Annotated in this window: 17 protein-coding genes; 5 read left to right on the top strand and 12 right to left on the bottom strand. The window is 58.0% G+C overall.

Annotated features, from left to right (window positions below; genetic code table 11):
• The first annotated feature begins 123 nt into the window (after positions 1 to 123).
• The 3 genes from E5K03_RS00110 to E5K03_RS00100 are packed head-to-tail and all read left to right on the top strand — an operon-like array spanning position 124 to position 3,307.
• Positions 124 to 1,110 carry a metallophosphoesterase family protein gene (locus tag E5K03_RS00110; protein ID WP_138004353.1) on the top strand — a complete coding sequence of 329 codons (987 nt, stop codon included), beginning with the start codon at positions 124 to 126 and terminating at the stop codon, positions 1,108 to 1,110.
• Complete coding sequence (locus tag E5K03_RS00105) at positions 1,107 to 2,354, top strand: alkaline phosphatase family protein (RefSeq protein WP_138004352.1); 1,248 nt, start codon at positions 1,107 to 1,109, stop codon at positions 2,352 to 2,354. The genes E5K03_RS00110 and E5K03_RS00105 overlap by 4 nt, the downstream gene beginning before the upstream one ends.
• Positions 2,351 to 3,307 (top strand): inositol monophosphatase family protein, encoded by a 957-nt coding sequence (locus E5K03_RS00100; protein WP_205742924.1) that lies wholly within the window; start codon positions 2,351 to 2,353, stop codon positions 3,305 to 3,307. Before E5K03_RS00105 ends, E5K03_RS00100 begins: the two co-directional genes overlap by 4 nt.
• Before the next feature lie 45 nt (positions 3,308 to 3,352).
• Here the strand turns inward: E5K03_RS00100 and E5K03_RS00095 are convergent, their stop codons facing one another.
• From E5K03_RS00095 to E5K03_RS00085, 3 genes are all read right to left on the bottom strand, one after another.
• Positions 3,353 to 4,369 carry a PhoU domain-containing protein gene (locus E5K03_RS00095; RefSeq protein ID WP_138004351.1) on the bottom strand — a complete coding sequence of 339 codons (1,017 nt, stop codon included), beginning with the start codon at positions 4,367 to 4,369 and terminating at the stop codon, positions 3,353 to 3,355.
• 121 nt (positions 4,370 to 4,490) lie between these two features.
• Entirely contained in the window at positions 4,491 to 5,354 is an 864-nt protein-coding gene (locus E5K03_RS00090) for a ZIP family metal transporter (protein WP_138004350.1), read from the bottom strand.
• Positions 5,355 to 5,401: 47 nt separating this feature from the next.
• On the bottom strand, positions 5,402 to 5,773 hold the full coding sequence (locus E5K03_RS00085) for a hypothetical protein (protein WP_138004349.1): 372 nt from the start codon (positions 5,771 to 5,773) through the stop codon (positions 5,402 to 5,404).
• A gap of 158 nt (positions 5,774 to 5,931) precedes the next feature.
• Here E5K03_RS00085 and E5K03_RS00080 point away from each other — a divergent pair, with 158 nt between their 5' ends.
• A complete protein-coding gene (locus tag E5K03_RS00080; RefSeq protein ID WP_138004348.1) occupies positions 5,932 to 6,348 on the top strand; it encodes a universal stress protein in 417 nt (138 codons plus the stop codon).
• A 90-nt stretch (positions 6,349 to 6,438) separates the two neighbouring features.
• Here the strand turns inward: E5K03_RS00080 and E5K03_RS00075 are convergent, their stop codons facing one another.
• The 7 genes from E5K03_RS00075 to E5K03_RS00045 form a co-directional block, all read right to left on the bottom strand.
• Positions 6,439 to 6,909 carry a DUF3179 domain-containing (seleno)protein gene (locus E5K03_RS00075; RefSeq protein WP_138004347.1) on the bottom strand — a complete coding sequence of 157 codons (471 nt, stop codon included), beginning with the start codon at positions 6,907 to 6,909 and terminating at the stop codon, positions 6,439 to 6,441.
• A gap of 26 nt (positions 6,910 to 6,935) precedes the next feature.
• The gene (locus E5K03_RS00070; RefSeq protein ID WP_205742923.1) at positions 6,936 to 7,262 is read right to left on the bottom strand and encodes a hypothetical protein; all 327 of its coding nucleotides are present in this window, start codon (positions 7,260 to 7,262) and stop codon (positions 6,936 to 6,938) included.
• 82 nt (positions 7,263 to 7,344) lie between these two features.
• Positions 7,345 to 8,361 carry an NAD-dependent epimerase/dehydratase family protein gene (locus E5K03_RS00065; RefSeq protein ID WP_138004346.1) on the bottom strand — a complete coding sequence of 339 codons (1,017 nt, stop codon included), beginning with the start codon at positions 8,359 to 8,361 and terminating at the stop codon, positions 7,345 to 7,347.
• 131 nt (positions 8,362 to 8,492) lie between these two features.
• Positions 8,493 to 9,227, bottom strand: coding sequence for a universal stress protein (locus E5K03_RS00060; protein WP_138004345.1), 735 nt, complete (start codon positions 9,225 to 9,227; stop codon positions 8,493 to 8,495).
• A complete protein-coding gene (locus E5K03_RS00055; protein ID WP_138004344.1) occupies positions 9,220 to 10,644 on the bottom strand; it encodes an APC family permease in 1,425 nt (474 codons plus the stop codon). The genes E5K03_RS00060 and E5K03_RS00055 overlap by 8 nt, the downstream gene beginning before the upstream one ends.
• Positions 10,645 to 10,803: 159 nt before the next feature.
• Complete coding sequence (locus E5K03_RS00050; protein ID WP_240729901.1) at positions 10,804 to 11,514, bottom strand: SCO family protein; 711 nt, start codon at positions 11,512 to 11,514, stop codon at positions 10,804 to 10,806.
• A 106-nt stretch (positions 11,515 to 11,620) separates the two neighbouring features.
• Positions 11,621 to 12,124 carry a halocyanin gene (locus tag E5K03_RS00045; RefSeq protein WP_138004343.1) on the bottom strand — a complete coding sequence of 168 codons (504 nt, stop codon included), beginning with the start codon at positions 12,122 to 12,124 and terminating at the stop codon, positions 11,621 to 11,623.
• A gap of 240 nt (positions 12,125 to 12,364) precedes the next feature.
• Here E5K03_RS00045 and E5K03_RS00040 point away from each other — a divergent pair, with 240 nt between their 5' ends.
• Positions 12,365 to 13,630 carry an RNA-guided endonuclease InsQ/TnpB family protein gene (locus E5K03_RS00040; protein WP_138004342.1) on the top strand — a complete coding sequence of 422 codons (1,266 nt, stop codon included), beginning with the start codon at positions 12,365 to 12,367 and terminating at the stop codon, positions 13,628 to 13,630.
• A 51-nt stretch (positions 13,631 to 13,681) separates the two neighbouring features.
• On the opposite strand, the gene E5K03_RS00035 is transcribed toward E5K03_RS00040, so the two are convergent.
• Both E5K03_RS00035 and E5K03_RS00030 read right to left on the bottom strand, forming a co-directional pair.
• Positions 13,682 to 14,332: a cytochrome c biogenesis CcdA family protein gene (locus E5K03_RS00035; protein WP_138004341.1), complete on the bottom strand. Its 651-nt coding sequence runs from the start codon at positions 14,330 to 14,332 to the stop codon at positions 13,682 to 13,684.
• 3 nt (positions 14,333 to 14,335) lie between these two features.
• A complete protein-coding gene (locus tag E5K03_RS00030; RefSeq protein ID WP_138004340.1) occupies positions 14,336 to 14,869 on the bottom strand; it encodes a TlpA family protein disulfide reductase in 534 nt (177 codons plus the stop codon).
• Positions 14,870 to 15,203 lie beyond the last annotated feature (334 nt).

Here is a 15,203-nt window from a genome sequence, read left to right as displayed (position 1 = left end):
TATGCGGTTTTGTACGGAGAATATAGTCAGTTAATTTCATATAACAATATAAGATAATAGCTTTACTACGTTTGCTTTTGCAAATCGTTATTTTTACTATCTAATCAAATATATAGTGACTCGATGTACCAGCACACAGCTCACAATAATCTCACGCTTTTGGCGCGATTGGACGCGCCACCGGTGGATGATCCGGTCCGTCTCGCCGTCGTCGCGGACCCACACGTTACGGATCGCGAAACAGGGACTGCGAAGCTCTATCACTGTACGGGCGATCGGCTCCGTGCAGCGTTCGACGATATCGCTGATCGGGACGTCGACTACACCATTTCTGTCGGCGATCTCACGAAAGATGGTGCGCCGTGGGAGTACGAACTGTTTGATGAGCTACTCGAAAACTGTCCCACGCCGTTCCTCGCGGTTCCCGGCAACCATGATGTGCCGAAAGCATCCCCGGATGTGTACCGTCATGGCGATGCCCACGACACCCCGCCAGTCTCGCGGTTCGTCGATCGATACACCCCCGGTTCGATCCCGTTTTCGATGTCAGTTGGGGGCCTCGACGTGATCGGAATCAACACCGCCTCAATGCCCGATGGGTCACTTGAGACGACTCACGACGGTGAGGTATCTGCTGAAGAGGTTGCACAACTCGACCAGCTGCTTGAAACTGCGGACACGCCGGTCGTGGTTATGCACCACAATACACCCAAAATGTCCGCACAGTTCGATCAGTATCGCGACGCGGTCCATCCGGGCGTTGGCATTCCGCCGACGCTCCGAAACCCGGAGCCGTTGATCGAAAAGCTTCGAGCTCACGACGTTCGTCTCGTCATGACCGGCCATCTGCACATGCCTGGCGTTGCGACGACAGGGGCGCTCCGAGAAGTTACCGCACCCGCGACGTGCAGCTATCCGCAGGGATACCTCCTTTTTGACTTCGACCACACTGGCGTTGCTGTTCGATACGTTCCAGTGACTGATATTGAAGGAATGACCGAAGCACACGCAGCCCGTCGGACAGCTGGTGAGACCTCAGCGGGACTCACAGCATTTTCTGCAATCCGACTGGCGTCGGCGCCGCTAGTCGACGATCACGCGGGGCCATGAGTACTGCCGCTGCAGCCGATCGGCTGTTCGAGGTAAGCCAAGATCATGACCCTCACACTCCCCCGTACCGCGATCGATGTTTCTCGAACGTCTCTCCTACGCTCGCCTCGTTCCTTGGGTACGATGCGGAGCACACACTTCCTGCCGAGTGTCTGGACCCTGCGATCACTGAGTCACAAAATGTTCTGGTCGTCCTCATTGACGGACTCCGGTACGATCGCTGGCTCGAAACGACTGCACTGTTGTTTTCATGCGCCCGTGAGCACGGGACGACGACCCCACTTTCGGCGGTGTTTCCAACGGAAACCGCTGCGGCGATCGTCTCGTATCACACCGGTCGACAACCGATCGAACACGGCTCACTTGGCTGGGAGCAATACCTTCCACCCCAAGATGTCGTCGTCGAGCCGCTCCGCGGTGCGACTGTTGACGGCACACCGATTTCTCAGCTTGATGACGACCCAGTGGAACTCTTTGATGGGCCGACGATTCACCGTGAACTTGCCGAGATGGACGTTCGATCGACGGTTATACAGCCGAAACACACACTCGTACACGACGGCGCAGCACAGCTGTACGAGGGGGCGACACAGGTCCCATATACCACCCCTGCTGACGGGGCACTTGCGGCAATGGATGCGCTTGCCGAACCAGGTCCCTCGTTTGTTTCGCTGTATCTTCCGGAGGTGGATACGATCTCACACAATGAAGGCACTGAGTCGCCGGACTACGAGGCAACGCTTCAGATGATCGATGGCTGTCTCCGCTACGCGATCGATCGGCTTGCTCCCGAAATTGCTGCTGAGACCGCTGTTGGGTTTGTTTCTGACCATGGGCATATTGACATCCCTGGTTCGGTCGGCACAGTGCTCACTGATGACGAGCGTATAAGTGAGAGACTCCGTCGGCGGCCGAACGGCACACCGATGCCGCCGACTGGCAGCCTCAGGAACGTCCACCTCCACCTCAAAGACAGATCGATCGAGCCGGTTCGGCAGGCCCTCGATTCACTTGCGGTTCATACATGGACTCAGACAGAAGCGATCGACGCTGAACTGTTTGGCACGCACGACTGCAGCGAGACGTTTCGCGAACGCTGCGGCGATCTTATCATCGTGCCACGCGACGCACCAATTTGGCATACAGACACAAAATTCGACATGATCGGCCAGCACGGTGGACTCGATCCGGCTGAACTGCTCGTTCCGTTCACCACGGTTCCAATGAGGGAGCTTTACTCATGACTGACAGCTCAACTAATGATTATCAGATGGACACTAACCAGACATCAGACCAACACCAGATAGACGCTGACAGACCAACTGATGGAAAACAGATGGACACTGACGAGCCACCAAAGGAAGAACAGATAGACAGACACTACGACGACGATCGCCAGTCAGTCGCAGTAGCGGCTGCGTTGGCTGGTGGTTCAGTCGCCCGATCGTTCTTCAGGACGGCAGTTACAGAATCGAATAAAAGGGGCGTCGGTCCGGCAATCAACCCCGGCGACATCGTGACGACAGCCGATCGCCACGCACAGGACGCCGCGGTCGCCACTATCAACGCACGGTTCCCCGATGACACCATCGTCGGTGAAGAAGGCGATCTTCCGAAGCGCGTTCCCGAGCAGGGGTTCGTTTGGGTCATCGATCCGATCGACGGAACGTACAATTTTGCTCGCGGGGCCATTGGGTGGACCTGTAGTGTCGCAGTCCTCCAGGATGGTCGACCCATTCACGCGGTGAATACTGCACCTGCCGTGTCGGATACATACACTGTTAGCGACGGAGTGGTCACACGCAATGGCTCACCGGTCACCGTGAGCGATCGGAACGATCCCAAACTGGCGGCAGTGGCAGCCATGGGGCTTCCTGATTTTGGACACCGTGAAGCCTACGCGAACTCAGTCAGTCAACTCCTCTTGCAGTTTGGCAACCTCCGACGAATCGGCAGCGCTCAGCTAACGTTGTCTCTCGTTGCTAGTGGAGCACTTGACGGCGCGGTAACGGCGTACCCGCTTTCTCCGTGGGATACGATCGCCGGGGTCGAACTTGTTCGCGCGGCTGGTGGCTGTGTTACAGACATTGATGGCTCCGGGTGGTCTTGGGAAACACCGGGTCTCGTTGCGTCGAATGGCCAGATTCACGAGGACTTACTCACATCTGTGAAACTCATGAGTAACCGCGACAGTTGAGCATATCGGCAAAATCAGCTTACTACAGCTGGCCGGTATCTTGGGTTACTCTTGTTCTGAACTCGGGCCCAATAAATCGCTAACTGATCCCTCTGTGCCGATATTGACGATATTAAGTCCGTACTCGGCAGTTCTACGCGCGCTCTCGAGGACGACGACATACAGATGCCCGTGGGCATCGGCCCTTCGCATGATCGCCTCGTTGCCTGCATCGATGTGTCCGAGCAACTCATGGTAGCGTGTTAATGCTCGGGTCCCCTCGTCAGTGGTTGCGTGCTCAACGATCTCACGCGCAAGTGAGACCGCCTGGGTCAGTGCCTGGGAGATATCTTTGCCTGGTGATCTCGGTTGCTGGTTAGCCACGTCGGCGACTCGCTCTGCACGGTCGGCAACCCGCTCGAGCTGTCTTGCGATCTTATAGTAGCGAAATCCTTCCGTCCGATCAATGTTTAGAATCTCGAGTTCTGTGATATCGGTCAGTCCACGGTGAAACTCTCGGGAAATAAATGCAAACTGCCGGTCAGCTTGATCGTCTCGCTCTCGGACCCATTCGGCGAGTGTCTGGTTGTTCGTTTTGACAGCCTCCATCGCGTCTTGTTGCATCCGGAGTGCACACTGACGAAGCTGCGCGAGCGACTGACTTATTGAGAGGGCGCTGGCATCCAAATGATCGCGAATTTCGATTCGTTCTTCTGTCTCTTCGTAGATTTCCATGCCTATCAGGCTCTCAACTGTCGCGTGAATCCTATATCGGAGTCGATCGTCGATCTCAGTTGGATCGGTGACGATGATCTGATTGTAGCCGGCTGTGAACCCTGCTTTGATTCGCTGGAGAACCACGTCGGTGCTGCGTTGTTGTGGTTCAATTTTCAGACAGCTCGGTTCGTCCAAAATTCGCTCAGGGGCGATCACCAGCCGATCGTGATTGTGGTATATCGAAACCGGATCTGAGCGGCAAATCTGGTGGGTTTGTACCCACTCTTTCGGCAGTGACACCGAGTACGTTGAGTTGCCAGTGAACTGGATCTTCCGTTTTGTTCGGTCCCAATTTGTGTTCGACATCTGTGTTACGTTGCTCTCATTTGTTCATTCAGCCGGTTCCTCATCATCGAAATCTACCGAATATGAGGCTAAATGCGATGCTATGATGGATATATACTACAACAGTGTCTATATTGGCTATTCATATGTATGCCAACGGTGTCATAATCATAACACCTGCAGCGAATCCGATCGCCAGCTCAATTCGTCCGCTGTGGGGCAGAGATCGACCAGTTTTCAGCGCCTCTGGAATGAACTCTGTTAGCACTAAATAGATCATTGCGCCGGCCGCAAAGCCGAAGCCAAACGGGAGGAACTCTCGGGCCCACGTGACGAAAACGAACGCAATGACCGCCCCGATCGGCTGCGGGAGACTCGAAAACACGGCTGCGCCCACCATCCGCCAGTTTGACATGCCCATCGCGCGCATCGGAATCGCGATCGCGGTTCCTTCGGGCACGTTGTGGATCGAGATAGCGATCGTCATGAACACTGCCAACACCGGGACAGTAAAGCCGGCGACCGCAACCCCGCCTTCGAGTCCGAGATCCGCAAACGAGACGCCGATCGCGACACCCTCCGGGAAGCTGTGGACCGTCAAAATCCCGAGGATAAGCGTGAGCGTTTTGAGATCGCCCTCTGCGAATGCCTTGGCTTCGAGCGGTCGATCGACGTCATCGCTGTCATCGACGGTGCTGTCGCTGTTGTCGTTGCTGAAATCAACCCGATCGAGGATCCAGTCTGCAATTTCTACGAGCGCGACCCCAGCGAGCGCACCGGCGACCACAAGCGTCGGGAATCCCCCCGCAGAGTTGGCAAGCCCCTCGTCGACGAGTCCAAACAGCGATGCAGCCATCATAATACCTGAAGCGACTCCCCAGAGCACCACGTTCCAGCGATCGCCGAACTCCTCGACAAAAAAGAACGGCACGGCCCCGATGCCAGTCGCTATCGCGGTCACCAATCCAGCGAGAAACACGAGCACGAGATTCTCTGCGAGCACCACATAGGGCTTCGGCTCTCCAGCACTAAAGTGTTATCAATAAATAAACACTATTTCGGCGGTCCTAAATCAATCCCTTCACGGTATCTGTTATCTCCTTGCACATTAAACATTTGTAATTTGGTATATTTCGAGCAGTAGCCGTAGAACGCACCCTCACCGTGGTCGTCTCGCCAGGCGAACGCGTACAGCCGCCGGGTAGGAAGCCTATGGAGCTGTCGGCCGTCAGTACTTTCGGCCGTCGTGGTGTCCCACGTTGTGCTGTTTCCGTGGATCGCTCTTTCCGCGATCGCCAGCCCAAAGCTAGGGTGTTCGAAGGCATACATCCCGTCGTCGGTCGCGAGCACAACGATCCGTATCCCACCAACAACCGTCACCCTCACGCTCGATGTAGGCTGCGTATCCAGATTGTTCGTAGCCATGGCGCTCGGCGGCTGCTGGACTGGGTTGTAAGGCTCTGTTGAAACCTCGGAGATTGATAGGTACAGGTTGCTGAATACAGAGTATGTAGTCAGCAAAGTCGTGTTCTGAAAACAAGTGGGGGAGAGGGATTTATTTTTGCCCAGTGTCGAATGATCGTATGGCAATTCTTGTGGCCTACGACGGATCTAACGCAGCACAAAAAGCGGTAAATCGTGCAGTCAAAGCCGCGGATGGAGAAGAGATCATCCTATTACGAGTCATTGAAGTAGCTGACGGGATGCTCGAGGCGGGGATTGATATCGTTCAGGAGCGGCTCAAAGAGGTGCAAGATGAGAAGACAAACGAGGTGTCCGAGGAGATCAAGCCAATGCTGGAGGCGGAAGGCGTCGAATTCCGGATCGAAACTGTCGTTGGCAAGCCCTCTAAAAAAATAGTTTCCTTCGCAGAGGAAAACGACGTGTCAGAGATTGTTGTCGGAAGTCGCGGGCGGGAGGGAGTCTCCCGCGTGTTATTAGGGAACGTCGCCGAAAGCGTTGTTCGACGTGCCCCGGTTACAGTTATTGTTGTTCGCTGATTCAGGTCCAGTTCAGTTTTCCAGCATACCGTAGTCGAGTGCCGAGTACGCACTCTGTATTCAGCATGGACCCAAGAAAATGTCACCAATTTAATATTTCAACAGAGTCGGCTGTAAAAATACTCTCTCGGGGTAGCGTGCTTCGAACGCGAGAGCGGTCGTCATCGCGGCGGGTATGACAGTCAGGTGTTCGCCCAAGAGATCGCCGGTGATACACTCGCCATTCGTCTGTTTCCAATCCGGTTCGGTCTCGCGATCGTACAACACGTGCACGTCGGCGAGTTTTCCCGACACGCCGAAGGTGAGCGCCGCATCGCCGACAGTCGCCTCGTAGACGACCGCGCTGCCGCAGATCGGACACCAGGTGACCGCGATTGGCTCATCGTCAACGCGGTCGTTGACGATCTCGTGATAATTGAGAATCAAAATCGGATACGCCCGCGCCAGCTCGCGTTCGACGGCGAGAATCGTCTCGTCGAGTGTGCCTTCGAACTGCCGATCGAACCGTGGTTCGTCGATGCTCGCAATCGCATCCTTCGGCAGCACGGAGATGACGTCCATTGGCAGAATGTGTCCGCCGAGAGCGGTTATCGATACCGACAGTGGAACGGCGAGGCCTGCTGATAGAACGACGGCAGCACCTCGGTCCGGAGATCGGCGTCGGGGCGATCACCGAACGCTTCTTTTATCCACGCTGCCGCATCGTCGATCGCTGCAGCGACGCGCTCGGGCAGATCATACTCGTCTGTCGTTGTCAGATACGCTCGCGTGAACGCGTCTTCGATCCGATCGAATCCCGCTGGTGCCGGCTCGAAGGACTCGTATCCCCTGCGGTGAGGCAGTAGTACGTCCGGCGGACGAGTTTGCCGCCGTCGGCAATGCCGTGATCGTCGAAGGAATCTGTCGTTCCGCACACCGATTGATCGTGTGAGTGGTGTGTCAATACAGTCAGTTCGGATGGTTACGATAAGTAACTGCGTTAGTTGTGCGTACTGCTCACACAGCGGACCGGAAGCAATCGGTCGCCGCTCGCCATGCGTCAATCACCGCGTCGTCGTTTGCAGCGTCCCAGGGCTCGATCGCGTCGCGGGATTCCATGTCTGCGATCGTCCGGCGAACGCCGTCGACGAACGGGACCGTGTACTCGAACCCGAGGTCATGTCGTGCCTTCATGTTGTCAAAAATCGTGCTGAACTGGAAGTGATCTTCCAGCATCTCAGTGCGATCGGGCAGTGCTGCCCGAAGTTGGGCGGTCGGAATGTGGATCAGTTCGGGTTCAGGTGCGTCAAGCGCCGTTGCGACCTGTCGGTGGTACTGGTTCCACGTCATCGGTTCTTCGGACGTGACGTGGTAGGCCTCGCCGTACGCCGCCTCGGTTCCGACAGCGCCGACGAACGCCTGCGCGATGTCGTCACGGTGACACGGCCCCCAGAGGCTGGTCCCGTCGCCATGGACGATAATTGGTTTGCCCTGCCGGATCCGATCGACGTAGTACGAGCCGGTCCCGAGCGTGTGCAACACCGGTCCGCTCTCGCCGTAGGTGCTCCAGGGGCGGATAATCGTCGACGCGAAGGCCTCGCCGTCAGCGGCAAAAAACACGTCCTCGGCCTGCGCTTTGTGCAGGCCGTACTCGCTCACCGGCGCGCCGTCGTGTTCCGTCTCTCGAAGCGCATTCTCGTCTGCGAACTGCTCTGCAAGGGGCCGGTGGTAGACATCGACCGTCGAACAGAAGATGTACTGTTCTGCGATATCTGCAAACGCGGATACCGCGGCGTCGGCCTGTTCGGCGTCGAAACAGACCATGTCGATCACAGCGTCTGGATCAACTCGCTCAGCTGTGCGATTCAGTGTTTTGTCGTCGGTTCGATCGCCGTGAACGAACTCGACAGCCGCTGGGAGGTCGGCGTCCGTTCGCCCCCGGGTGAAACACGTCACGTCGTGGTCCGCCTCGACGAGCTGGCGGGTGATCGCCGTACTGATGAGGCCAGTACCGCCGATGACAAGCACGTCCATAGTGTCGGTTCAACCCGCCGGGGTAAAACGACCGTCGGTTCCGGGGGGCGGCTGCGATGATCGCTTGTCGGTCGACCAGCGCAACGACAGCCTCGCGATCGGGAGTTCGTTACTCGCTCTTCGGGAGTTCGTTACTCGCTCTCGGTGTTTTTGTGTTTGCCCGTCCGGACGACCAACACCGGGGACAGCGACGAGTCGGCAACCTTCGTAGACGCCTCCCCGAGAATGATATCGAGGATTGAGGGCTCATGTTCGCCCATGATGACAAAATCAGTTGTGTCTGCCGCGGATTTCAGTGCCTCGATCGGTTGCTCGGCGACCGCGACCTCCGTCGTAAGTCGCTCCTCGTTGACGCCGGCATCGACGAAACTCTGGCGAGCGTCCGCAAGGAGTGTTTCACCCGCCTCGACGCCGTCCTCGTCAGTCACATGGAAGAGTCGGATTTCTAACCCTGCAGTGGCTGCGAGCGCAGCGGTTACGCCGGCCAGCCGATCGACGTTGACGGCTCCTCTAATCGGGACGAGCACGCGTTCGATCTTCGGCGCAGGGTTCAAAAGGAGCACCGTTCCCGTTCGCTCTTCGACCGCGACGCGTTCGATCGTGTCGGCCTTGTCGTGGGTAAAGACCGAGCGGCTTTGGACGGTTCCGCCGTGGCTTTCAAACCGCGCCTCGTACGCTGCTAACTCCGCCGCAACCTTCTCGTGAAACTGATCGTGTGCCTGTTCGGTCGCGGTCTGTTCGGGGAACACGTGGTACCCGAGAAGCGTCACGTCCATTCCCGAGAGGAGTTCAATTACGGGCTCGGGGATTGTCTCCCCGCTGAGCACGTCGATCGGCACGAGCACGTTCACACGCGTGTTACTCATTGTTCACCACCGCATCTATTGTCACGTCTCGTGCATAAAATAGGTACCACCCGCCTGCGCTGACGATGACGAACGCGCCGATAATCTGTGACAGCGGCTGCATGAACGCGATCATCGCGAAGCTTGCGATGCCGCCGACAATCGGCACGATCGGGTAGCCAGGCACGGTGAAGCTGGGTTGATACCACGCTGGCGATCGTCGTCGGAGGACGATGAGCGTGATACAGATCAACCCGTACATGAGCAGGTGCAAAAACGAGGCGACCTCCGCGAGCAGTTCTGTCTGCCCAGTGCCGACGAGCACGACCGTTGGCCCGCCAACGAGCGCCAATGCTAGGTGTGGAGTGCCGTACTTCAGGTTCACGCGGCTGACCGACTGTGGAACGAACGCATCCCGACTTGTCGCGTACAGCGCCCGTGAGGCGCTCAGAATCGAGGCGTTGGCCGACGAGACCGTCGCCAACAGCCCAGCGATCAAGATCGCGATCGCACCTGGCCGTCCGAGGTACGACCGGGCGACCTCGACGATCGCCGTTTCCCCGAACCCGTCCAGTGTCGCACTCGGGAAGGCACTTGTCGCAACGAAAATTGTAATGACGTACAGCGCGCCGACCACGACGACAGAGCCGACCATTGCGAGCGGAAGGTTCCTCCCTGGCTCTTTCATTTCGCCGGCAACTGTCGCGACCTGGGCAAAGCCGAGATACGAGGTAAACACGAGGGCGGCGGTCGACAACACCGGCCCGATACCGAATGGGGCGTACGTCTCCGGCGTCGACTCCGTGCCGAACACTCCGAGGGCGTCTAAAACGCCGAACCCGAGAAAGACTGCCAGGATCCCCAACAGCAACGAGACGATCGCGTTTTGGAGCTTGGTGGTGTTTTCGGTTCCCGCGACGCTGATCCCGGTCAGCAACAGGCCGAAGATGACACCCAACACGGGAACGATTCCGATCGGCCCGGCCCCTGCCGGTGCCGGGACGCCGATCTCAATAAGGACCGCAACTGCGTACTCGCCGAATCCCACGAGGTAGAATGCCGTCGCGAACACGAGTCCGAGCCAGAGGCTGATCCCGACAATCGCCCCGAATGCTGCGCCCATCCCCCGGGAAATGAAGTAGTAGCCGCCACCGCTTTTTGGCATTGCCGTGGCCAACTCTGAGGTCGGCAGCGCGACGAGCAGGGCGACCACTGCACCAATCCCGAACGATGCGGAAGCCGCCGGGCCCGCGTTGCCGGCGGCCAGCCCTGGAAAGACGAAAATACCTGCACCGATCATCGTCCCGATCCCGATCGTGAGTCCGCCGGTGAGTCCGATCGTCCGCTCGAGTTCGCTGCCTTCCGCTGTAACTGTCGTTGAATTGGTTGTTTCACCCAACGACGGCGCTTCAGAGTCGGCAGCGGGTCCATCAGCCATACACGCTCATTGTGAGCGCAGTCCACAAAGAACCAGCGGCGCGACTGACACACCCCTACCCTCGATTGGCCACGGACTCACTGCACCCAGACCTGCTCGTCGATACGACTCCTCTCAGGATCCAGACTGTGCTGTACGAGACTGACCGTACTTCTGGGGCTACCACCGATCGCGAAGGGTCCGAGCATCCTCGACAACGTCGGCTGGATTCGGCGGCTCTCCGGTGTAGGCGCGTTCGACATAGCCGTCAGCGTTTGCGAGCACGATGAGGTTGCTGTGGTCCCATGCCATGTTGTCATTCTCGCGTTCGTCTTCGGGAACGTACTCGTAAAACACTCCAAACGTCTCGTCCACGACGACCGCCGCTCGCGCCTCGGTTTCGGGTCGAAGGAACCACCAGTTGTCTGCCTCCCAGTTGACGCCGCGATCGTCGCCGTATTCGCGGAGCCGCTCTGGCGTGTCGTACTCGGGATCGAACGTGATCGGCATGAACGCGAACTCGTCGGCTGCGTCTTCCTCGATTGTCATTGCCTGTACCTGGCGGAGATTCGCGGTCAACACCGGGCACGCCATCGAACAGCGGGTGAAAATGAACGTGAGCATGACGTGTCTCTCGCCAACGAACTCTGTCGTTGTGACTGTGCGATCGGCGTGTGGCGCCTGGACGGTCCCTTCCGGAAGCTCGTCGCCGTAGATCGGGTACGGAAGCTCAACGTCCTTGATCTGGTCGTAATTCTCTGGTGGGTCTAAGACAACGCCGTCAGGCCCCGAACTGATGAACGGAACCGCATCTGTACACCCCGCAATCGAGAGGCCGATCGCAGCCGCTCCAGTGCGTTTCAACATCGATCGGCGGCTGTGGTTGCCCATTGTCATGGCGGATACAGAATATACGATAGTCGCCGTCAAAGCCGGTGTGGTATGCGTCTCGAACGCCGACTGTTGACGGCGTGCCGATCAAGCCTCGCAGCTACCATCATAGTACCGCCCGGCAGCGGTCGTTGAAATCCCGAGCCACGGCTTCAGCGCGTCCCGGAAGCGCGGCCGGATCGGCCTGCAGCGCCGGTTCGGCGTCCAGATCTGGATCGCCGCCGACGACTCGGCCGATCGCGCCAAAGGACTCGTGGGTCCCACAGAGGACGACAGTGTCTGCGTAGTCGTATACGCCCTCGGTTTCGAGCGTCATCGCGTCCGTCTGCTCCTCATAGAGCATCTCGCTCACCCACGGCTCAGCAGCGTCGGGTATTCGACGCGGCCCATGCGTCTCTGGGTGATACGCTGCAACCGCGTTTCTGATCCCGGTGCCGAACCATTCGACGGTTCCACCGGGCACGATGTGGACGATCGCCGGTTCGATCGTCGGGACTGGTCGAGAGATGAGCTCGACAGTAACCGCCGAGGCGGGATCGCCTATCTCGCCGGTTCCATCGGTTGATTCGAGTGCGTCCCTGGACTCTCCACCGCGTGGCGACGTCGCCAAGACAGCCGGCAACCGCAGTCGAGACTGTCCCGGCGCTGGCAGCGAGGAATTTTAGCCGGATCACCGAGTGGAACATCCCAGAGCCTCCGTTACAGTGGTAGCGAGGCGAAAGCCCACCTGCTTTAGCGGTGGGATGAAGCCGACAAGTGTGAGTCTTTCCCCGCTCACCGCTACGCTTGGATATTCCACGAATAGCGACATTCCGAAATTATTATATAAATAATCCTATTATGGTTATGTATGTCGAATCGAGTCGTCACTCGGACGTTCAAGGCGAGTATCCGCAATCACTCGCAAGTCTGTGACGATCTTGATTCGCATGGCTTTGCTGCATCAAAATTGTGGAATGTCGGGCGGTGGACCGTTCAGCGGGTCTGGGACGCTATCGGACACATCCCTGACGCTGACGAGCTGTGTTCATACCTCAAACGCCACGATCGCTACGGGGATTTGCACTCACAATCCAGTCAACGAGTTCTTCAGGAACTCGGAGAAGCGTTCAAATCGTGGTACAAACAGGACGATCCAGATGCCAACCCCCCCGGCTACCGCAAGTACGGTGACGAACATCCACGCTCAACGGTGACGTGGAAAAACCAAGGCTTCAGACTTGACACGCAGTACAACCGTGTCCGTCTCTCCAAAGGGACGAATATGAAAGTGTCGCGGTACGCTGCGGACTACATCCTCTGTGAATACACGCTGCAGACAGACGACGACCAAACGCTTGCAGATGTTGAAAACGTTCAGACTGTGCGTGCTGTCTGGGGTGGTGAGCACTGGGAGCTACATTTCGTCTGTAAACTGCGAGTTGAGGCACCTGAAACATCCGGGGAGAAAACCGCAGGTGTTGACCTCGGTATCTGTAATACTCTGGCTGTCTCTGTCGGTGATGAGACGCTGTTGTATCCGGGGAATGCGTTGAAAGAGGACGCCCACTACTTCCGGCAGGAAGAATACGAGACAGAAGGTGACAACGGCCCAAGCGACCATGCACTGTGGGCACGACAGAAAAAATCACGGCGGCAAGCGCACTTCTTGCACGCTCTGTCGAAAGATATTGTCGAACAGTGTGCAGAGCGTGATGTTGGAACAATCGCAGTCGGTCATGCTAAGCATATCCGTGAGGATGTAGAGTGGGGGCGACACGGCAACAAACGGCTGCACGACTGGGCGTTTGAGACTCTGCTCAGCCATATTGAGTACAAGGCTGAAGATCGAGGCATCGCGGTGGAACGAGTCGATGAAGCCACGCTAAAAACGTCGAAAACCTGCTGTGTATGTGGACTGGAAGCGAGCACAAACCGTGTCGAGCGTGGGTTGTATGTCTGTGAGGGGTGTGGCTTGGTCGCAAATAGCGATCTAAATGCAGCAGAGAACATGCGAAAGACGGTAACTCCGAATCCCTCTGCGGATAGGAGTAACGGCTGCTTGGCACAGCCATCGGTACGCCTGTTCGACAAATCAACGGGACGAATAGTCCCACAAGAACAGGCGGTACCGTGAACCGTAATATCCCAATGTGGGAATCCCACGGCTTCAGCCGTGTGGAGGGTGTCAAAAAGACACAAAAATCTGTATACTTCCTGCAAGGATCAATAATCCGCCGCCGAGTGTCAACAGGCGATCGGTGTATCGTCCGATCCGTGCGAGCCCAAGATCGTGCCCAACGGCGACGGCCACGGTCACGGCGATCATTAGCACGGCGAAGCTCCCTGCGTACGCGCCGAGTATCCCTGCGGTTCCGACAGGACCCATCGTCACCGATCGGAGCGCAAGCGCGAGAAACAGCGGCAATACGCACGCTGTCGCGGCGACCGCGTACACCGCGCCGAACAGGCCGAAGCCGAGCACAGTCGATCGCCGTGCTGGGAGCGGCACGTGCAGGCTCCCCCAGCCGTTCCACAGGAGGTGCGCCCCAAGCGCGATTAGCCCGAGGCCGATCAACGGCTCGACGATCGGTAGCAGTCGTTCGAGTGTCGAGCCTGCGACGATCGCAATCGCCGACAACCCGGCGAAGGCCGCCAGCGCGCCAGCCGCTGCCGCGGTCCCACGGAGAAGCGAGCCGCCGATCGGCACGCTGTCGGTCCCGGTTGAACTTACATAGTAGCCAACATAGCCGGGCAGCAACGCGTACGAACACGGCGCGAAGAATGCAGACACCCCGGCACCGACAGCAAAGGCTGCGGTTCCGAGTCCAGCGGTCATTGCTTAGCCCTCCACCGCGGCTGTGATTGCCGCCGACAGCTCATCTGCGGATTTGTAGCCCGAGTCGGCCCACTGGACGATCCCCTCGCTGTCGACCACGAAAGTGTACGGTACTTCGGAGGCATCAAGCGCCTCTGTGAGTTCGAGTCCTCGATCGAGCCCGACGGTCCACCGGCCGTCGTGTTTGTCCCACCATGTGGCTACGTCCGCGCGTGTGACGGTGTCGCCGACCGGCTCGTTCGTTACCGACAGAAAGCGGACCGCTTCACCGAGCCGATCGTAGACCTCCCCGGTTGGTTCCATCATCGACTGACAGACGGTACACCAGGTCGCGAAGAATTTCAACACGGTTGGCCGATCTGGATCGGGTATTTGTACGGTTCCGGGGTCGCTGCCGGGTGCGTCGATCGTCTCGACCTCCCGGCGGCGAATCGCCGGATCGGTGCCACCGCCGAGCGCGTTTCGTCTGGCAATCACTGCGCCACCACCAACGACTCCTGCGGCTGCCAGCCCCGCGAGCACCTCACGGCGACGCATCGCCATCACCTCCACGAGGCCTTCGACGTGGCTCGGTTCGTGCGATCGATTCGGTCATTAATCGAGCGTATGCGATCTCGCTACTTAACGCCGCTGTGGTATCCTGTTTCGAGGGAAGACGGTACATGTTTGGGAGGAGATCCATACTCCCGTGAGCGAAACGAGTGAAGTACCACGGGTCGGGTGACCCGTAGCGTCCGTGTCTAGTCCGCGGTGGACGCAACAGTCTTTAATTCCGCTCGCACTCCCTTCTCAGGTCGTGCCGACTCCGTGTCGGTAACACCCGAAGCGAAAACCGCTCCGTGAGCGTCGGCCCCTTCACACAGGCCCGATA

Origin of the sequence: Halalkalirubrum salinum (genome assembly GCF_005543295.1) — an archaeon.
GTDB lineage: Archaea > Halobacteriota > Halobacteria > Halobacteriales > Haloferacaceae > Halalkalirubrum > Halalkalirubrum salinum.
This window is presented reverse-complemented; position numbering and strand designations above follow the sequence as displayed.